The sequence below is a fragment of the Hydrocarboniphaga sp. genome (genome assembly GCF_965279055.1).
Classification (GTDB): Bacteria; Pseudomonadota; Gammaproteobacteria; order Nevskiales; family Nevskiaceae; genus Hydrocarboniphaga.
The window spans coordinates 2614264-2632751 of sequence record NZ_OZ257125.1 but is presented as its reverse complement, the minus strand read 5'-3'; the positions used below and the strand labels follow the sequence as shown (position 1 = coordinate 2632751).

16 protein-coding genes and 1 tRNA gene are annotated in these 18488 nt (G+C 64.8%); 15 read left to right on the top strand and 2 right to left on the bottom strand.

Annotated features, from left to right (window positions below; translation table 11 throughout):
- The first annotated feature begins 82 nt into the window (after window positions 1–82).
- Complete coding sequence (locus ACQZF9_RS11865) at window positions 83–2632, top strand: DUF1302 domain-containing protein (protein ID WP_428309182.1); 2550 nt, start codon at window positions 83–85, stop codon at window positions 2630–2632.
- A gap of 226 nt (window positions 2633–2858) precedes the next feature.
- Here the strand turns inward: ACQZF9_RS11865 and ACQZF9_RS11860 are convergent, their stop codons facing one another.
- A complete protein-coding gene (locus ACQZF9_RS11860; protein WP_428309181.1) occupies window positions 2859–3188 on the bottom strand; it encodes a hypothetical protein in 330 nt (109 codons plus the stop codon).
- Between the two features lie 101 nt (window positions 3189–3289).
- On the opposite strand from ACQZF9_RS11860, the gene ACQZF9_RS11855 reads away from it, so the two are divergent.
- The 14 genes from ACQZF9_RS11855 (at window position 3290) to odhB (ending at window position 16795) form a co-directional block, all read left to right on the top strand.
- Window positions 3290–3375: transfer RNA gene (locus ACQZF9_RS11855), tRNA-Leu, on the top strand.
- Between the two features lie 23 nt (window positions 3376–3398).
- A complete protein-coding gene (gene ccmA / locus ACQZF9_RS11850; RefSeq protein WP_428309180.1) occupies window positions 3399–3983 on the top strand; it encodes a heme ABC exporter ATP-binding protein CcmA in 585 nt (194 codons plus the stop codon).
- On the top strand, window positions 3983–4651 hold the full coding sequence (gene ccmB / locus ACQZF9_RS11845; RefSeq protein WP_428309179.1) for a heme exporter protein CcmB: 669 nt from the start codon (window positions 3983–3985) through the stop codon (window positions 4649–4651). The genes ccmA and ccmB overlap by 1 nt, the downstream gene beginning before the upstream one ends.
- Window positions 4652–4669: 18 nt before the next feature.
- Complete coding sequence (locus ACQZF9_RS11840; RefSeq protein ID WP_428309178.1) at window positions 4670–5425, top strand: heme ABC transporter permease; 756 nt, start codon at window positions 4670–4672, stop codon at window positions 5423–5425.
- Window positions 5418–5597, top strand: coding sequence for a heme exporter protein CcmD (gene ccmD / locus ACQZF9_RS11835; protein WP_428309177.1), 180 nt, complete (start codon window positions 5418–5420; stop codon window positions 5595–5597). The genes ACQZF9_RS11840 and ccmD overlap by 8 nt, the downstream gene beginning before the upstream one ends.
- 20 nt (window positions 5598–5617) lie before the next feature.
- A complete protein-coding gene (gene ccmE, locus ACQZF9_RS11830) occupies window positions 5618–6079 on the top strand; it encodes a cytochrome c maturation protein CcmE (RefSeq protein WP_428313419.1) in 462 nt (153 codons plus the stop codon).
- Window positions 6080–6229: 150 nt separating this feature from the next.
- The gene (locus ACQZF9_RS11825) at window positions 6230–8194 is read left to right on the top strand and encodes a heme lyase CcmF/NrfE family subunit (RefSeq protein WP_428309176.1); all 1965 of its coding nucleotides are present in this window, start codon (window positions 6230–6232) and stop codon (window positions 8192–8194) included.
- A gap of 2 nt (window positions 8195–8196) precedes the next feature.
- A complete protein-coding gene (locus ACQZF9_RS11820; RefSeq protein WP_428309175.1) occupies window positions 8197–8712 on the top strand; it encodes a DsbE family thiol:disulfide interchange protein in 516 nt (171 codons plus the stop codon).
- A 29-nt stretch (window positions 8713–8741) separates the two neighbouring features.
- Window positions 8742–9173 (top strand): cytochrome c-type biogenesis protein, encoded by a 432-nt coding sequence (locus ACQZF9_RS11815; RefSeq protein WP_428309174.1) that lies wholly within the window; start codon window positions 8742–8744, stop codon window positions 9171–9173.
- Window positions 9173–10435, top strand: a complete 1263-nt coding sequence (ccmI, locus tag ACQZF9_RS11810; protein ID WP_428309173.1) for a c-type cytochrome biogenesis protein CcmI — start codon at window positions 9173–9175, stop codon at window positions 10433–10435. The genes ACQZF9_RS11815 and ccmI overlap by 1 nt, the downstream gene beginning before the upstream one ends.
- Window positions 10436–10498: 63 nt before the next feature.
- Complete coding sequence (locus tag ACQZF9_RS11805) at window positions 10499–11353, top strand: MaoC family dehydratase (RefSeq protein ID WP_428309172.1); 855 nt, start codon at window positions 10499–10501, stop codon at window positions 11351–11353.
- Between the two features lie 196 nt (window positions 11354–11549).
- Window positions 11550–12464 carry a UTP--glucose-1-phosphate uridylyltransferase GalU gene (gene galU / locus ACQZF9_RS11800; protein WP_428309171.1) on the top strand — a complete coding sequence of 305 codons (915 nt, stop codon included), beginning with the start codon at window positions 11550–11552 and terminating at the stop codon, window positions 12462–12464.
- Window positions 12465–12591: 127 nt separating this feature from the next.
- A complete protein-coding gene (locus ACQZF9_RS11795; RefSeq protein WP_428309170.1) occupies window positions 12592–15474 on the top strand; it encodes a 2-oxoglutarate dehydrogenase E1 component in 2883 nt (960 codons plus the stop codon).
- A 61-nt stretch (window positions 15475–15535) separates the two neighbouring features.
- Window positions 15536–16795: a 2-oxoglutarate dehydrogenase complex dihydrolipoyllysine-residue succinyltransferase gene (odhB, locus tag ACQZF9_RS11790; protein ID WP_428309169.1), complete on the top strand. Its 1260-nt coding sequence runs from the start codon at window positions 15536–15538 to the stop codon at window positions 16793–16795.
- A 171-nt stretch (window positions 16796–16966) separates the two neighbouring features.
- Here the strand turns inward: odhB and zwf are convergent, their stop codons facing one another.
- Entirely contained in the window at window positions 16967–18373 is a 1407-nt protein-coding gene (gene zwf, locus ACQZF9_RS11785) for a glucose-6-phosphate dehydrogenase (RefSeq protein WP_428313418.1), read from the bottom strand.
- Window positions 18374–18488 lie beyond the last annotated feature (115 nt).

Below are 18488 nucleotides of genomic sequence, written 5' to 3'. Positions count from 1 at the left end.
ACGCGTGCAACTCGCGCGCCTGCAGTGCGGGAGGCGCCACTGCAAACCAGAAAAAAACAAAACAAAAAAAGGCGGGAGAGAGATGACGCATCTTACGAAAGCGGTGGCAGCCCACGCGGCGCAGATATTGACCGGGTTGATCCTCAGCGCCGTCAGCTTGGACTGCGCCCATGCGAACACCTTCGAGATTCCGATCGGCGACGAAAAGATCGATGCCGCTCTCAACACCAGCATCACGATGGGCGGTGGTGTCCGCGTGGAAGGCCGTAGCGACAGCCTCATCGGTAAAAGCAACCTCAACCCGCAGGTCTGCTCAGGGCCCAACGGGGCGTATCAGGCTTGCCAGGGGTTGTTCAAGAATCAGCTCTTTCCGGCGCAGCAACTGGTGGCTGCGCCGGGTGCGGCGTCGGCCAACAACGATGACGGCGATCTCAATTACGACAAGGGCAAGGTTTTCTCTGCTGTGACGAAGGTGACGTCCGATCTGAATTTGACCTTCGGCGACTTCGGTTTCTTCACTCGGGCAATGTTTTTCTACGATGCCGTCAACGAGAACTTCACTGAGACGCATCCCAATCGGATCACCAAAGACAACTACCTCGACGTTGGGCGCCGCACCTCGGCATTGCCCGTGGGGCTGCCGAACAATCCGGCTGTCTTGCTGACCCAGCCTGCCGCGCTGCTCACCGGCCTGATTGCGGGCCGTCCGTGGGGTCAGCCGACAGGCGACGGCGGACGTGTTTCTTATGGCCCTGGCGGAGTCGTCCGTGAAAAGCGTCGCGATGGCGAGACCCTGCGTCAGATTGGCACTGACTTACAGCTGATGGACGCGGTTTTCTACGGCAATCTGCGGCTCTGGGACGGACACGAGCTGACGTTAAAAATTGGCCGGCAGCTGGTCAACTGGGGCGAAAGCACCACCTTGGTCATCAACAGCATCAACCAGGCCAATCCAGTCAATGCAAACAACTTCAACCGGATCGGCAAATCGATAGAAGAGGTCTTCACGCCGGTGAACATGGTGTACGGCAGTTTCGAACCGGTCACCGATCTGAGCGTAGAGGCGTTCTATCAGCTGGAGTGGAGGAGCGTCGAAACCGCGGCGCCGGGCAGTTACTTCTCCGATTTGGACATTGGCAGTCACAACGCACTCAACAACATCAATGTCAGCACTGGCGGCGTTGCTGAAGATCCCGACATGGTCGGCACTCCTCTGGACACACCGGTATCGGGGTTGAGTAACACCACGGTCACGGTTCGCAGAGTTCGGGACGAATATCCGCGCTCCGGCGGACAATTCGGTGTTGCGTTGAAGTATTACTTCGAAGGCATCGGCAGTGGGGTGCAGACCGGCCTTTATTACATGAACTATCACTCGCGCCTGCCGATCGGGAGCTTCTACGCCGCCCATGCCAGCTGTGCCCGACGCGAAGGCAATCCGCTAGGAATCGACGCAAACGACTTGCTCAGCTTTCTTGCAACCTGCCCCGACATCCCGTTCTTGCACTCTTTGACGCATCCGGGCGATTCGGCCAGCGATGCGACCGATAATGCAGCGTCGCTCGACTCGCCTCGCTTTCAACTCGAATACCCGGAAGACATCCACTTGTTTGGCATCAGTTTCAACACCACCGTTGGTGACTATTCGATTCAAGGTGAAGTGGCCTATCGTCCGAATCTGCCACTGCAGGTCGATCTGCAAGACCTGGGTTTTGCCGCGCTCGGCCCCACACTGACACGCTGCCATGAGCGGTCGCTTGGATGCGCCGGGTCTGCACAACTTGCAAACCTGGGTATCGGTTTCGACGCCAACGGCAATGCCATCAACTATGGCAGTAGCGATTTCACCGACGCCGACGGCAACAGCCCTTATCCGGATCTGATCAGTGTCGGTATCGGCCACGTTCCAGGTTCAGCGCGCGCGTTTCCGAATTTTGTGATTCCGTATCGTGGCGGGCTTGTGGGCGAGAACACACCTTGCCCGACGAACATGAGGGAATCTGACTATCACCCCGGAGCCGACTGCTACATCCGCGGCTACGAGCGAGAACAGGTATACGAATTCAATCTCAGCACGACGCGCGTGCTGTCGCCCGATAATTGGTTTCATGCGGATCAGATCATCGTCGTCGGCGAATGGGGTGCCGAGTGGGTGCCCAAGCTGCCGCCGCTCGATCAGCTGCAGTTCGAAGCGCCGGGCACCTATTACACCGCGAGCGCTGGTGCAGACGGCTCCGGCGCCGATGGTTCCCGCCAGGCTTGTTCGACGAATCCGAGCTGCACCGTTGGTGCCGACGGCGTGCGCTTCAACCAGCATCAGCAGGATCTGAGCCTGTTCCCGGATGAGTTCTCGTGGGGCTACAGGCTGATCAGCATTTTCAGCTACGAGAGCGTGCTTCCGAAGATCAGCCTTCGACCGATTCTGAGCTGGTCGCATGATGTGGGAGGAACGGCGCCCGGGCCCGGCGGCAACTTCATCAAGGGGCGAATGCAAGCCGATAGCCTGCTGGAGACGCGCTACCGCGATTTTTTCTCGGTGACGATCGGCTATACACGGTTCATGGGCGGAGGCAGCGCCAACCTGATGCGCGATCGCGACTACGTCCAGGCCTATCTCAAATACCAGTTCTAGCTTGTTCAGCGGGCGCCCAAGGAATGAACAAGCAACCCGGCAGCAGGTGCCGGGGGTGGGGATCGTGGTTTCGTCCGGCGCCGCTCGGGTCGGCGACAAGCCGACCTCGATGGAAGTCTGCATTGTTCGAATGCAGGATCAGGCTGTCAGGAGGGAGAGGACTGAAAGTCCTCGCAGGTCGGTTCGACGCCGGCCTCAGCCTCGATTTTCTGCCTGCCGTGCCCGGTCAGAACGGCATTTCGCCTTTGGCGAAAAAGTCTTCGGCGACGATCTTGGCATGCTCGGCCGCGTCCTCCGCCGACAAACCCCAGTCCGCCTGCAGCGCCGCCGCGAACTTGCCGCGTGCGCTGTCGACCAGTTGCGGCGTCAGTGCCAGCTCGCGCAGCAGAAATACGCCGAAGCCGACGATCTCGCGCGTGTCGGTCAGAAAATCGGTGGTCTGCTGTGCTTCCTGAAGGCTCTTGTCGAGCTTGCTTTCATGGCGCTGCACGCGCGCCAGCAACTGTTGCTGCGCGCGCTCGATCTTGTCGAGGCGCTTGCCGATGTCATCGCTCATCTACGCGTCCGGTGGTTTGATCGCGCGCAGTAGACGACGCCGGCGCGCCGCGGTGCAAGACCGTCGGCGGCGTCGCGCGCAGTGCTACCATTCGCCTCCGCGCGACCGTGGCGGAATTGGTAGACGCATGAGACTTAAAATCTCCCGCCTTCTGGGCGTGCCGGTTCGATTCCGGCCGGTCGCACCAGACTTTTAAGCCCTTCCACGACCTTGACCGACCTGCTGCGAACCCAAAGCCTGAGCGTCGGTCGCGGTGATCGTGTGCTGCTGCGCGACTTCGACCTGGCGGTTGCGGCCGGCGAGCTGGTCCATCTGCGCGGCCGCAACGGCACGGGCAAGACCTCGCTGCTGGAAGTGCTGGCGGGTTTACGCCCGGCGGTTTCCGGCAAGATCGAACGACCCGCGGCAGGTCTGCATTGGCTGGGTCACAAAAACGCGCTGAACGGCGATCTGAGCGTGCTCGAGAACCTGCAGTTCTGGAGCGCGTTGCAGCACTGCGACCCGAAGACGATACCGGCGGCGCTGGAGCGCCTGGGTTTGGCCAGGCTGCGGCACCGGCCGAGCCGCACGCTGTCCGCCGGTCAGAAGCGCCGCGCCGCGCTGGCCCGGCTGCTGGTTGCACCGCGACCGCTGTGGCTGCTCGACGAGCCCCTGGCCGCGCTCGATGTAGAGGGCCTGGCTCACGTCGGCGCGCTGCTGTCGGCTCAGCTGGACGGCGGCGGCGCGGTGCTGGTCACCAGCCATCAGCCGCTGCCGGTGGACGCGGCGCGCGTGCGTTCGCTGGAGATAGGCTGATGCTGCGCGCCTTTGCCGCTGCGCTGCGCCGCGAACTGCGCCTTGCCGCCCGCCACAAGGGCGACTGGCTGCTGCCGCCGCTGTTTTATCTGATCGTCGTCACGCTGTTCGCGCTCGGCAGCAAGCCCAACGATCCGCAGCTGGCCGCGTTCGCGCCGGCGGTGCTCTGGGTCGGCGCGCTGCTGTCGGCGCTGCTGAACCTGGACCGGCTGTTCCGCGCCGATTTCGACGACGGCAGCCTGGAGCAGATGTTTCTGTCGCCGCACGGTCCGATCGCGATCGTCTACGCCAAGCTGGTCGGGCACTGGCTGCTCGGCGGCCTGCCGCTGGCGGTACTGGCCGTGCCGCTGGCGCTGCAACTCGGTGTGCCGGTCAAGGTACTGGGTACGCTGTTCGCCGGCCTGCTGCTGGGCACGCCCTTGCTCAGCCTGATCGGCGGCTTTGCCGCCGCGCTGACCGTCGGCCTGCCGCGCGCCGCGGTGCTGCTGCCGGTGCTGGTGCTGCCACTGATCGGCCCGGTGGTGATCTTCGGAGCCGGCGCCGCGCGCGCCGCCGCGGCCGGTCTGGATGCGGCCGGTCCGTTATACTTGCTGGCATCGCTGCTCGTCCTCGGGCTGTGCCTTCTGCCTCTCGCCGCGACCGCGGCCCTGCGCAACAGCTTCGACTGACCAACCCGATAACGGACCATGTGGACCTGGTTTCATAGGCTCGCGTCGCCGCCGACTTTCTATCGTCTGGCCGATCGCTTTTCGCCCTGGCTGGCGCTGCTGTCGGCGCTGCTGATCGGCTACGGCCTGGTCGGCGGCCTGGTGCTGGCGCCGGCGGATTACCAGCAGGGCGAGGCCTTCCGCATCATCTACGTACACGTGCCGGCGGCCTGGCTGTCGCTGTCGGGCTATGTCGGCATGGCGCTCGCGGCCGGCGTCGCCATCATCTGGCGGATCAAGCTGGCCGAATGCGTGGTGGTGGCGATCGCACCGGTCGGTGCCAGCTGGACCGCGCTGGCCCTGGTCACCGGCATGCTCTGGGGCAAGCCGATGTGGGGCGCTTACTGGGTCTGGGACGCGCGCCTGACCGCCGAGCTGGTGCTGCTGTTCCTGTACCTGGGCGTGATCGGCCTGAACCAGGCGTTCGAAGACCCGCGCGCCGGTGCCCGCGCCTGCGGCCTGCTGGCCCTGGTCGGCGCGGTCAACGTGCCGATCGTGCATTACTCGGTGGAGTGGTGGAACAGCCTGCACCAGGGGCCGACGGTGTCGCGCATCGGCAAGCCGTCGATCGCGCCGAGCATGCTGTGGCCGCTGCTGAGCATGACCGTCGGCTGCATGGCGTTCTTCGCATACGCGGTGCTGCGCCGGGTGCAGAACGAGCTGCTGATTCGCGAGCGCCGCAGCAGCTGGGTCAAAAACTGGCTGCGTGAACGCGAGGCCGCCGGCGATGTCTGAGGCCTTGACCCGGTTCTTCGCGATGGGCGGCTATGCCGTCTACGTCTGGGGCAGCTTCGGTGTGTTCGCCGCGGTGCTGGTATGGAATATCGTCGCGCCGCGCCGGGCGCGCAACGGCGTGATGCGCCAACTGACAGAAACCGATGAAGCAGCGCCAGGAGACCACGAGTGACCAAGCGCCAGGGCAGGATGATGTGGATCGCGGCGCTGCTCGGCGGCATCGCGATTGCGGCGGCGCTGGGCTTCACCGCGCTGCGCAAGAACATGATGTATTTCTACACGCCGAGTGACCTGGTCGCGCAGAACGCGCCCAAGCATGCGCGGCTGCGCCTCGGCGGCCTGGTGGAGCGCGGCAGCGTGCAGCGCGGCGACGGCCTGCTGGTCAGCTTCACGCTCGCCGATTGCGCCAAGACCGTGCAGGTGCGTTACGAAGGCATCCTGCCTGACCTGTTCCGCGAAGGGCAGGGTATCGTCGCCACCGGCATGCTCACCGACGACGGCGCGTTCAAGGCCGATGAAGTGCTGGCCAAGCACGACGAAAACTACATGCCGCCGGATCTGGCCAGCTCGCTGAAAACCGCCGACGGCAAGCATTCCTGCGCGCCGTTCAAGTCGGTGAATGGCAATGTCGCCAGTGCCGGGGCCGTCGAATGAAGCCTGCCGGTGTTTCCCCTCTCCCTGCGGGAGAGGGTGGCCCGGCGGGCCGGGTGAGGGCCTTGCAGTTCGCATCGGCCTTCGACGCCCTCGCCCGGCGCTGCGCGCCACCCTCTCCCGCAGGGAGAGGGAAAACAAGCGGAGCCGTCCATGGCTGAAATCGGCCATTACGCGCTGATCCTGGCGCTCGCCGTGGCGATCGCACAGAGCGTGCTGCCGGTGATCGGCTACCTGCGCCGCGATTCGCGCTGGCTGGCGATCGGCGTCAGCGGCGCGCAGACCCAGTTCGGCCTGGTCGTGCTGGCCTACGCGATGCTGACGCTGGCCTTCGTCTACAACGATTTCTCGCTGAGCTACGTCGCCAGCAATTCGCATTCGGCCTTGCCGCTGATCTACCGGCTGTCCGCGGTCTGGGGCGCGCACGAGGGCTCGCTGCTGCTGTGGCTGTTGATGCTGACCGGCTGGGGTTTCGCCGTGTCGCTGTCGAGCCGCAAGCTCCCTGCGGATATCGCCGCGCTGGTGCTGGCGACGATGGGCGCGATCAGCGTCGGCTTCATCCTGTTCATGCTGTTCACCAGCAATCCCTTCGACCGCGTTTTTCCGGTGCCGCTGGAAGGCCGCGACTTGAATCCGCTGCTGCAGGACCCGGGCCTGATCATCCATCCGCCGACGCTGTACATGGGCTATGTCGGCATGTCGGTCGCGTTCTCGTTCGCGATCGCGGCCCTGGTCACCGGCAAGCTCGACGTCGCCTGGGCGCGCTGGACGCGGCCTTACACCACGGTTGCCTGGCTGTTCCTGACGATGGGCATCACACTCGGTTCCTGGTGGGCTTACAACGAGCTTGGCTGGGGCGGCTGGTGGTTCTGGGACCCGGTGGAAAATGCGTCCTTCATGCCCTGGCTGGTCGGCACCGCGCTGATCCATTCGCTCGCGGTGACCGAGAAGCGCGGCGTGCTCAAATCCTGGACCGTGCTGCTGGCGATCCTGGCGTTCTCGCTGTCGCTGCTCGGCACCTTCCTGGTGCGCTCCGGCGTGCTGGTGTCGGTGCATGCCTTCGCCACCGATCCGGCGCGCGGCGTGTTCATCCTGGCTTTCCTGGCGACGGTGCTGGGCTCGGCGCTGCTGCTCTATGCCTGGCGCGCGCCGAAGCTGGTGTCGGACGGCGAAGTCGATCTGATGTCGCGTGAAGGCCTGCTGCTGCTGAACAACGTGTTCCTGGTCGCGGCCGCGGCGGCGGTTTTGATCGGCACCCTGTATCCGCTGGTGGGCGAGGCGATGGGCGCGAAGGTTTCGGTCGGCCCGCCGTACTTCAACCTGATTTTCCTGCCGCTGATGATGCCGCTGGCGGTGCTGGTCGGCATGTCGGCGCGCGTCGGCTGGAAACGCGCCCGCCTGCGCAGCGCGCTGTGGAGCCTGCGCTGGATGCTGCTGACCTCGCTGGTCTGCGCGGCGCTGCTGCCGTTCGTGCTCGAGCGCTCAACGAAGTGGCTGGCGATGCTGGGCACCGCGTTCGCGATCTGGGTGATGCTCGGCTCGCTGCTCGACGTCGTGCATCGCGTGCGCTCCAAGCGCGACCGCTGGCAGGGCCTGCGCTCGGTTCCGGCCGGCACCTGGGGCATGACATGCGCGCATCTGGGCCTCGGCTTCTGGATCTTCGGCGTCACCTACGCCAGCCTTTTCAGCGTCGAGAAAGATGTGCGCCTGGGCCCGCAGCAGGCCGCGGAAATCGGCCCATATACGTTCACGTTCCAGGGCACTCAGCATGTCGAGGGCGCGAACTATCGCGCCGATGTCGGCAGCGTGCTGGTCGAGCGCGAAGGCAAACTGATCGCCAAATTGCAGCCGGAAAAGCGCCTGTATCCGTCGCAGGGCAGCGTCATGACCGAGTCCGCGGTCGACCACAATCCGCGGCGCGATCTGTATGTCGCGCTGGGCGAGCCGATTGGTGAAAACGACTGGGCGCTACGGCTGTACTACAAGCCGTTCATGCGCCTGGTCTGGTTCGGCGGCGTGCTGATGTTCTTCGGCGGCATTCTCGCGGCGAGTGACAAGCGCTACCGGCTGGCGCGCCGCGCCGTCGTCGCCGGCGACGACGTCAAGGCCGCGGTCTGAGCATGCGCTTCGCGATTCCGGTCATCGTCCTCATCGGCCTGCTGGCGCTGCTCGGCTTCGGCCTGCGCCAGGACCCGCGCGAAGTGCCGAGCCCGCTGATCGGCAAGGCGGCGCCGGCTTTCGAGCTGCCGAATCTGGAAGGCACCGCGAAGCTCACGCCGCAGGATCTGAAAGGCCGGCCGGTGCTGGTGAATTTCTTCGCCAGCTGGTGCGCCGGCTGCCAGGTCGAGCATCCGGTGCTGATGCAGCTGGCGCACGAATACAACATCGAAATCGTCGGCATGGATTACAAGGACACCCGCGAAGACGCGCAGGCCTGGCTGGCTCGCCACGGTCAGCCGTATCGCAGCGTGATTGCCGATCAGCAAGGCAGCGCCGGCCTGGACTGGGGCGTCTATGGCGTACCGGAAACCTTCGTGCTCGGCGCCGATGGCCGCATCCTGTACAAGCAGATCGGGCCGATGACGATCGAGGCCTGGCGCGAGCATATTGCGCCGCTGATGGCGGGCGCTTCGTGAAGCCCCGGGTTTCACTCCGGCTACGGATGATGGCGCTGCTGTTCGCTATATGTGCGAGCGCCACTGGCGCCGATGTACCGCTCGACGCGCAGCAGCAGGAACGCTACCAGACGATGATCAGCCAGCTGCGCTGCCTGGTCTGCCAGAACCAGACCATCGCCGATTCGACCGCGCCGCTGGCGCTGGATCTGCGCGATCAGGTGCACAAGCAGATCGCCGCCGGCCGCAGCGATACGCAGATCCGCACTTATCTCACCGATCGCTACGGCGACTTCGTGCTGTACAAGCCGCCGCTGCGGCCGCGCACGTTGCTGCTGTGGTTCGGGCCTTTCGTGCTGCTGGCGATCGCGCTGGCGACGGTGGTGATGTTCACGCGGCGCTCGCGTCGCAGACCGTCGGCGACGACAGTGGATCGGCAGGCGCTGCAACGCCTGTTGTCAGAACAGCAGGATGGTCGTTGATGCAGGGCTCGATGTGGCTGTACGCGCTGATGGCGCTGTTGACGATCGTAACGGCATTGAGCCTGGCGCGGCCGTGGTGGCGGCGTCGCGCCAGCCCGGAGGTGCAGCGCCGCGCGAGCAACGTCGCGGCGTACCGGCACCGCCTGATCGAGATCGACAATGAAGTCGCGGCGAGCCTGATTCCGGCCGAGTCGGCGCAGGCGATGCGCGACGAGGCCGGCGCGCGCCTGCTCGACGATGTCGGTCCGGTCGACGTCGCCAGCGAGCCCAGGCTCAGCGTGCAGCCGCCGCGTCGCGCCGCTTTCATCCTGTTGCTGCTGCTCGGCGTATTCGCCGGCGGCTATTACTACTCACAGGGCAGCTGGCAGTTGCAGCGCCTGGTCAGCGGCGAAGTCCAGCAGCCGATGCCAACCGCCGCCGAGATGGACCAGGCGATCGCGGCGCTCGCGCAGAAACTGAAAGAGACGCCGGACGATGCCGACGGCTGGGCGATGCTCGGCCGTTCGTACTTCGTGCTGCAGCGCTACACCGAGTCGGCTGCGGCCTACGCGCAGGTGAATCGCATCACCGACAACCGTAATCCGGATGCGCTGACCAGCGAAGGCGAAGCGCTGGCGATGGCCGGCGATCGCGATCTTGGTGGCCGCCCGCGCGAGCTGTTCGAAAAAGCGCTGGCCATCGAACCGATGCACGGCAAGAGCCTGTGGTACGCCGGCCTCGCTGCCGCGCAGGCCGGCGATAGCGCGCTGGCGATCCAGCGCTGGAATGCGCTGCTGGCGCAGTCGCAGTTGCCGGACGAGCTGCGCAGCCTGATCGGCCAGCGCATCGCCGAGCTCGGCGGCGCGCCGGCCGACGCCGTGCCGCCGGCCTTGGCCGCTGCGCCAAGCGCGGCGCCCGCGCAGGCCACACCGTCGGCGGTGTCGCTGCAGTTACATTTGAGCCTGGCACCGGAACTGCGTGACAAAGCGCCGAAGGATGCCGTGCTGATGGTTTACGCGCGTGCGCAGAGCGGGCCGCCGATGCCGGTCGCGGTCAATCGTGGACCGGCGCCGGCGCTGCCTGCCGACGTGAAGCTCGACGACAGCATGGCGGTGATGCCGACGATGCGGCTGTCGCAGTTCGACAGCTGGGTGGTCACGGCGCGGCTCAGCCGCAGCGGTCAGGCCAAGGCCGAGAGCGGCGATCTGCAAGGCAGCCGCGTGGTGACGCGGGCCGAAGCCGGCGCACCGCTGGCGCTGACGATCGACCAGCTGGTGCCCTGAACAACGACTCACTTACTTTTCTCATTGCAACAGCCGCGCGGCGGCTGCACAGGAACTTGAAGCATGACCACGCAAACGCTGCCCAAACTGCCCGACGCCCGCCCGCTGCTGCTGAAGGCGCTGGGCACGATCAGCCGCAAGCCCAGCGCCGACGCCAAGATTCCAGCGCTGTCGGTCAAGGTCTCCGGGGTCAAGGCCGACGCCGCGCTGGTCGAGCGTTATCGCGAGGTCTGCGGCTTCGCCGACAGCAACGTCATGCCGATCACCTATCCGCAGGTGCTGGCGACCTCGCTGCACCTGTGGCTGATGACGCAGCCGGAATTTCCGTTCTCTCTGCTGGGCCTGGTCCATCTGCGCAACAAGATCGAGCAGGTCAAGGCGCTGCCGGTCGACGGCGTCTATGAGGTCACGGCCAGCCTGGGGCCGGCGCGGCGCATCCCCAACGGCATCATCTTCGACCTGCTCGCCGAGTTCGCCGACGAGAGCGGCGAGGTCATCTACAAGTCGGTGACGACGCCGCTGGTGCGGCTGAAGACCGACATGCCCAAGGGCAAGATGCCCGAGCCGGTGCTGAGCGGTGTCGCGGACTACAAGGCGATCAGCGCGCCGGCCGACACCGGCCGCCGTTACGCCGCGGTGTCGCAGGACTACAACCCGATCCACCTGTTCCCGCTGACCGCGCGCCTGTTCGGCTTCAAGCAGGCCATCGCCCACGGCATGTGGACGGTGGCGCGCTGCGCGGCGCTGCTGGAGGGCGACCTCGACGGCGCGCCCAAGGAACTGCAGGTCCAGTACCGCGCGCCGGTGATGCTGCCGACCAAGGGCGTGGTCAAGCGCTCGGTGACCAGCAAGGGCCACGAATTCCTGATGCTGGCCGCGAACAAGGAGCGCACCTACCTCAGCGGCTTCATCCGCTGAAGCCACGTCGACGTTTTTGGGCCGTGGCCTGATCCCAGGCCGCGGTCGTCTCCCGTCATTGCAATTTCCGAATACGGCAATAGCGCCAAAACGCATGCATTTGTCATCCTGACCGCCTAAACTGTCGCGCGCTGTGGGACCCGCCGGGCATGGACATTGCCTCCCCGGCCAGTCCCCAACAACCCAGGAGCGATGCATGCGTATTCGTAAGGCGGTATTCCCGGTTGCCGGTCTCGGCACGCGGTTTCTTCCCGCGACCAAGGCCAGTGCCAAAGAAATGCTGCCGGTCGTCGACAAGCCCTTGATCCAGTACGCGGTGCAGGAGGCGATCAGCGCCGGCGCCGAGGAGCTGATCTTCATCACCGGCCGCTCGAAGAATTCGATCATGGATCACTTCGACAAGGCCTACGAGCTCGAGGCGGAACTGAGTCAGCGCGGCAAGGAAAAGCTGCTGCAGATCATTCAGGAAATCCTGCCGCCGGGCATCACCTGCATCTTCATCCGCCAGGCCGAAGCCCTGGGCCTGGGCCACGCCGTGCTGTGCGCCTGGCCGGCAGTCGGCGACGAGGACTTCTCGGTGATCCTGGCCGACGACTTGATCGACGGCAAACTGCGCCCCTGTCTGGCGCAAATGCAGCGCGTCTACCAGGAATACGGCACCAGCGTGATCGCCACGCAGCGCGTGCCCAAGGAAGACGTGTCGCAGTACGGCATCGTCGAAACCCAGCCGGTCGGTCCTGGCCTGGGTGAAATCCGCCGCATCGTCGAAAAACCCAAGCCCGAGGATGCCAAGAGCAACCTCGCCGTGGTCGGCCGCTACATCCTGACGCCGCGCATCTTCAAGCTGCTCGAGCGCACGCCGCGCGGCGCCGGCGGCGAGATCCAGCTCACCGATGCGATCAGCATGATGATCCAGGAGCAGACCGTGCTGGCCTACGAGTTCGAAGGCACGCGCTACGACTGCGGCTCCAAGATCGGTTACCTGAAAGCCAACGTCGAATATGGCCTCAAGCATCCCGAGCTGGCCGACGAGTTCCGTGAATACCTCACCGAACTGCAGATCGGCCTGAAGCAGCCCGAGAAGGCCGAAAAAGCCGTCGCCAAGAAATAAGCCTCAACCCGCTGTGCGGGGCGGCTTTGCCGCTCTTGTCTCTGCCGCGATCCCTCAAGCGGCTCAATCGTCCCGCACAGTGTTGTCCCCGCAGCCTCAACGCAGAGCATCGCGGCAGCCAAGAAAAATGAGCGGTAACAAATATCAGAGTCTGATCGAGTCCAGTTCGATCCAGGGTGCCAACGCCACTTACGTTGAAGCCTATTACGAGCAGTTTCTGGACGATCCGGAATCGGTCGATGCGTCCTGGAGAGCCTATTTCAGGCTGATCCAGGATCAGAACGCGCCGCGCGAAGTCGCGCACAGCGACGTTCTCGCGCGCTTCGAGAAGCTCGCGCGCGACAAGAAGCCCGGCACCGTCATCAACGCGGCATCGACGGCCCAGGGCAGCTTCGACGCCCGCGCCGCCGAGAAGCAGGCCGCAGTGCTGCGCCTGCTGAACTACTACCGCGTGCGTGGTCATCAGGCCGCCCGTCTCGACCCGCTGAACATCGCGCCGCAGGTGATGATCGAAGACCTCGATCCGGCCTTCCACGGCCTGTCCGCGGACGACATGGACACGGTGTTCAACACCGGCTCCCTGATGCACGGCGGCGCCGACCGTCTGCCGCTGCGCGAGATCATCCGCATCATCAAGAATGTGTACACGGACACCATCGGTGCCGAGTACATGTACATCACCGAAACCGCGCAGAAGCGCTGGATCCAGAAGCGGCTCGAAGGCCAGGCGTTCAAGCCCAAGCTATCGGTCGAGGCCAAGCGCGACGTGCTCAAGCAGCTGGTCGCGGCCGAAGGCATCGAACGCTACCTGCACAACAAGTACGTCGGCCAGAAGCGCTTCTCGCTGGAAGGCGGCGACTCGCTGATCCCGGCGATGGACGAAATCCTGCGCGGCGCCGCCCAGCGCGATGTCGAGGAAATCGGCATCGGCATGGCGCATCGCGGCCGCCTCAACGTGCTCGTCAACGTGCTCGGCAAGTCGCCGAAGGACCTGTTCGCCGAGTTCGAGGGCAAGTATTCCGCCGAGAGCCTGTCGCGCGCCGGCGACGTCAAGTACCACATGGGCTTTTCCACCGACGTGGAAGTGCAGGGCAAACGCCTGCATCTGGTGCTGGCGTTCAATCCCTCGCATCTGGAAATCGTCAACCCGGTGGTCGAAGGCTCGGTCAAGGCGCGCCAGATGCGCCGCCACGACGATGCCGGTGACCGCGTGGTGCCGGTGCTGATCCACGGCGACGCGGCTTTCGCCGGCCAGGGCGTGGTCATGGAAACCATGCAGCTGTCGCAGTCCAAGGGCTACGGCACCGGCGGCACCTTGCACATCATCGTCAACAACCAGATCGGCTTCACCACGCCGAACCCGATCGAGGCGCAGCCCGGCCACGATTCGCGCACCTCTCGCTACTGCACGGACCTGGCGAAGATGTTCGAAGCGCCGGTGTTCCACGTCAACGGCGACGACCCCGAGGCGGTGGTGTTCGTTACGCGCCTGGCGATGGACTTCCGCAATGAATTCCACAAGGACGTGATCGTCGACATCTGCTGCTATCGCCGCCTCGGCCATAACGAAGCGGATACGCCGAGCATCACCAGCCCGCAGATGTACGAGGCGGTGAAGAAGCAGCCGACGACGATGAGCCTCTACGCGCGCAAGCTCGAGGAAGAGGGCACCATCGCCAAGGGCGACATCGACGGCCTGGTCAAGGCGTATCGCGACGGCCTCGACAAGGGCGAGAACATCGCGCGCACCACGCTCGGCCTGGTCGGCAACAAGTACACCGTCAACTGGGCCAACTACACCAAGGGCGAGTGGGATTCTCCCGCCGACACCGCGGTGAGCCTGGAGACGATCCGCACCGCCGCCGCGCGCGTCGCCAAGCTGCCGGACGGTTTCACGCTGCACAGCCTGGTGAAGAAGCTCTACGACGACCGCGCCAAGATGGCGGCCGGCGATCTGGCGATGGACTGGGGCTTTGCCGAAACCATGGCCTACGCCACCCTGGTCAACGAAGGTTTCTCGGTGCGCCTGTCCGGCCAGGACGTGCGCCGCGGCACCTTCTCGCATCGCCACGCCACCGTGCATGACGCGGTCAACGGTGAAAGCTTCACGCCGCTACGGCATCTGGACCCGGACAAGAACCGCTTCATCGCCACCGACACGCTGCTGTCGGAGGAAGGCGTGCTCGGTTTCGAATACGGCTACTCGACCACCGATCCGGATTCGCTGGTGATCTGGGAGGCGCAGTTCGGCGACTTCGCCAACGGCGCGCAGGTGGTGTTCGACCAGTTCATCTCGTCGGGCCAGGCCAAGTGGGGCCGCGCCTGTGGTCTCGCCGTGTTCCTGCCGCATGGCTACGAAGGCCAGGGTCCGGAGCATTCCTCCGGCCGTCTGGAACGCTGGCTGCAGCTGTCGGCCGGCAACAACCAGCAGGTCTGCGTGCCGTCGACGCCGGCGCAGATGTTCCACATGCTGCGCCGCCAGATGAAGCGCGGCCTGCGCATGCCGCTGATCGTGATGACGCCGAAGTCGCTGCTGCGTCATCCGCTGTCGGTGTCGACGCTGGACGATCTCACCAAGGGCAGCTTCCAGACCGTCATCGGCGACAGTGAAGTCGAGACCGACAAGATCGAGCGCATCGTGTTCTGCTCGGGCAAGGTCTACTACGACCTGTACCAGGCGCGCCTCAAGCAGAAGATCGAGAACGTCGCGATCGTGCGCATCGAGCAGCTGTATCCGTTCCCGCGCAAGGAGTACGAGAAAATCCTCGACACCTATGCGAACGCCAAAGACGTGGTCTGGTGTCAGGAAGAGCCGGAAAACCAGGGCGCCTGGTACCAGATCAAGCATCGGCTCGACGCTTACCTGAAGCCGGCGCATCGCCTGCTGTACGCCACGCGCGGCGGCATGTCGACCACTGCCGGCGGCTATCTGAAAGTACACAACAAGGAGCAGGAAGAAGTCGTCAACGGCGCACTCACTGGCGGTAAGCCAGCGGGCCACAACGCCTGAGACGCACGCTTTTAACCTGCTGCCACGATACGAAGAAGAAGAAAAGGACAAGCAACTCAAGATGAGCATCGAGATCAAAGTACCGACGCTGCCGGAATCGGTTTCGTCCGCGACCCTGGCGACCTGGCATCTGAAAGCCGGCGAGCCGGTCAAGCGCGAGCAGAACCTGGTCGACCTGGAAACGGACAAGGTCATGCTGGAAGTGCCGTCGACGGTCGACGGCATCCTCAAGGAGATCCGCATTCAGCCGGGCTCGACGGTCAACGCCGGTGACGTGATCGGCATCATCGAGGAAGGCGCCACCGCGGCCAGCCCGCCGGCCGCCGAACCCTCGGTGACGAGCAAGGCCGAAGCCAAGGCTTCCGCGCCGAGCAGTTCGACGACGACGCCGGTCCCGGCGGTCGAAGCCGGCGACGACGGCCAGAGCCCGGCCGTGCGCAAGCTGCTCAGCGAGCTGGGCCTGGGTTCGTCCGGCATTCCGGCGACCGGCAAGGGTGGCCGTCTGACCGTCGAAGACGTCAAGGCCTATGCTGCGGCGCCCAAGGCCGCCGCTCCGGCAGCAGCGCCGGCTCCGGCCGCCGCCAAGAGCGAAGCGCCGGCACCGCGTGCGCCGACCGGTGCGCGCGAAGAACAGCGCGTGCCGATGACGCGCATTCGTGCACGCATCTCCGAGCGTCTGAAAGAAGCGCAGAACACCGCGGCGATGCTGACCACCTTCAACGAAGTGGATCTCAAGGCGGTCAACGATCTGCGCGCCAAGTTCAAGGACACCTTCGAGAAGACCCACGGTTCCAAGCTCGGCTTCATGAGCTTCTTCGTCAAGGCCGCGATCGAAGCGCTGAAGAAGTACCCGCTGGTCAATGCCTCGATCGACGGCAACGACATCGTCTATCACGCCTACTACGACATCGGCGTCGCAGTCAGCAGCGACCGCGGCCTGGTCGTGCCGATCGTGCGTGACGCCGACACCTTGAGCTTCGCCGAAATCGAGAAGACCATCGCCGGCCTTGGCGCGAAGGCCAAAGCCAACAAGCTGACGATGGAAGACCTCACCGGCGGCACCTTCTCGATCACCAACGGCGGCATCTTCGGCTCGATGATGTCGACGCCGATCCTGAACCCGCCGCAGGCCGCGATCCTCGGCATGCACGGCATCTTCGACCGGCCGGTCGTGGTCGGCGGCGAAATCGTGATCCGCCCGATGATGTACCTGGCGCTGACCTACGATCACCGCATCATCGACGGCCGTGACGCGGTGCTGTTCCTGAAGACGATCAAGGAAGGGCTGGAAGATCCGTCGCGGTTGTTGCTGCAGGTCTGATCGGTAGTGGTTTGCACAAAAAAGCCCGCGAAAGCGGGCTTTTTTGTGAGTGACGGTATCGCCTCACCTGGACGGATATCACTGCCTGCGTAGGAGCGGACCCTGTCCGCGACTGTGCCATCCCAGCCTCAGTCGCGGACAGGGTCCGCTCCTACAGGGGCGGAATTCAGCTCACTGGTACCCGTCTTCCCGCCACGAAAACCCATCCCGCGTGATCAGCGTGTTCGCCGCCGTCGGTCCCCAGGTGCCGGCCGCGTAGGTCTTCGGCGGCTCGCCCAGACTGTCCCAGCCGTCGCGGATCGGGTCGATCCACTTCCACGCGGCATCGAGTTCGTCGCGGCGCATGAACAGCGTCAGCTTGCCGAGGATCGCGTCCATCAGCAGGCGCTCGTAGGCGTCCCACTGGCGCGTCTTGAACTCCTGCTTGAAGTCCAGGTTCAGGTCCACCGGCCTGACCTTCATTTCCGCGCCGGGTACCTTCACCATCAGGTACAGCATCACGCCCTCGTCCGGCTGCAGACGAATGACGAGACGATTGCCCTCGCTCGCCGACACCGGCAGGATCGCGTGCGGAACCGGGCGAAAGTTGACGACGATTTCGGCAACGCGCTCCTGCATGCGCTTGCCGGTGCGCAGGTAAAACGGCACGCCCGACCAGCGCCAGTTTTCCAGCTCGGCCTTGATCGCGACGAAGGTTTCGTTGTGGCTGTCGCCGGGAATGCCTTCCTCGTCCAGATAACCCGGCACGGCCTTGCCGTTGATCGCACCGGCGCGGTATTGGCCGCGCACGGTCTTGGCCTTGATGCAGTCCGGCGTGATCGGCTTGAGCGCGCGCAGTACTTTGAGTTTTTCATCGCGCACCGCGTCGGGATCGATGCTCGACGGCGGCTCCATCGCCAGGATGCACAGCAGCTGCAGCAGGTGGTTCTGCACCATGTCGCGCAGCGCGCCGTAGCGATCGTAGTACTCGCCGCGGCCCTCCACGCCGACCGTCTCCGCAATCGTGATCTGCACGTCCTGAATGTTCGAGCGGCGCCATAGCGGCTCGAAGATCGAGTTGCCGAAGCGCAGTGCGATCAGGTTCTGCACGGTCTCCTTGCCGAGGTAATGATCGATGCGGAAGATCTGCCGCTCCTCGAAAATCTTGCCGACCGCCTCGTTGATCTCGAAGCTTGAGGCGCGATCGCGGCCCAGCGGTTTTTCCAGCACCACGCGCGTCTGCGGCGTGACCAGGCCGGCGGCGGCGAGGTTCTGGCAGATCTGCGCGAACAGGCTGGCCGCGGTCGACAGATAGAACACGCGAATGCGCTCGCTGGAGTTCTGCAGACGCCGCGCGAGCTCGGCGTAGTCGTCGGCTTGCAGGCCATCGAGGCGCAGATATTCCAGGTGCGTGGTGAACGCGTTCCAGGCCGGCTCGTCGAATTCGCCGCCGGGAATGAAGCGCCGGCAATGTTCGTTGACCAGGTTCAGATATTCCTCGCGCGTCATCTCCTGGCGCGCGACGCCGATGATGCGCCAGCCCTGGGTCTGCTTGCTGTCGCGGAAGCGGTTGTACAGCGCCGGCAGCAGCTTGCGCATCGCCAGGTCGCCGGTGCCGCCGAAGAAGATCAGGTCGAATTCCTGCAGGCTGTTGCTGGCTTTCGCGTCCTGCGTGTTGATCACGTCGCGCTCCTTTGTGAAAACGTTTTCACAG

Excerpts from the sequence above, each read along its gene's own strand:
- ACQZF9_RS11820 (WP_428309175.1), top strand. The coding sequence starts at position 8,197 with ATGCGCTTCGCGATTCCGGTCATCGTCCTCATCGGCCTGCTGGCGCTG.
- ACQZF9_RS11840 (WP_428309178.1), top strand. The coding sequence starts at position 4,670 with ATGTGGACCTGGTTTCATAGGCTCGCGTCGCCGCCGACTTTCTATCGT.
- ACQZF9_RS11825 (WP_428309176.1), top strand. The coding sequence starts at position 6,230 with ATGGCTGAAATCGGCCATTACGCGCTGATCCTGGCGCTCGCCGTGGCG.
- ccmE (WP_428313419.1), top strand. The coding sequence starts at position 5,618 with ATGTGGATCGCGGCGCTGCTCGGCGGCATCGCGATTGCGGCGGCGCTG.
- ACQZF9_RS11860 (WP_428309181.1), bottom strand. The coding sequence starts at position 3,188 with ATGAGCGATGACATCGGCAAGCGCCTCGACAAGATCGAGCGCGCGCAG.
- galU (WP_428309171.1), top strand. The coding sequence starts at position 11,550 with ATGCGTATTCGTAAGGCGGTATTCCCGGTTGCCGGTCTCGGCACGCGG.
- ccmI (WP_428309173.1), top strand. The coding sequence starts at position 9,173 with ATGCAGGGCTCGATGTGGCTGTACGCGCTGATGGCGCTGTTGACGATC.
- ccmB (WP_428309179.1), top strand. The coding sequence starts at position 3,983 with ATGCTGCGCGCCTTTGCCGCTGCGCTGCGCCGCGAACTGCGCCTTGCC.
- ACQZF9_RS11795 (WP_428309170.1), top strand. The coding sequence starts at position 12,592 with ATGAGCGGTAACAAATATCAGAGTCTGATCGAGTCCAGTTCGATCCAG.
- ACQZF9_RS11865 (WP_428309182.1), top strand. The coding sequence starts at position 83 with ATGACGCATCTTACGAAAGCGGTGGCAGCCCACGCGGCGCAGATATTG.
- ccmD (WP_428309177.1), top strand. The coding sequence starts at position 5,418 with ATGTCTGAGGCCTTGACCCGGTTCTTCGCGATGGGCGGCTATGCCGTC.
- zwf (WP_428313418.1), bottom strand. The coding sequence starts at position 18,373 with ATGCGCAAGCTGCTGCCGGCGCTGTACAACCGCTTCCGCGACAGCAAG.
- ACQZF9_RS11815 (WP_428309174.1), top strand. The coding sequence starts at position 8,742 with ATGGCGCTGCTGTTCGCTATATGTGCGAGCGCCACTGGCGCCGATGTA.
- ACQZF9_RS11805 (WP_428309172.1), top strand. The coding sequence starts at position 10,499 with ATGACCACGCAAACGCTGCCCAAACTGCCCGACGCCCGCCCGCTGCTG.
- odhB (WP_428309169.1), top strand. The coding sequence starts at position 15,536 with ATGAGCATCGAGATCAAAGTACCGACGCTGCCGGAATCGGTTTCGTCC.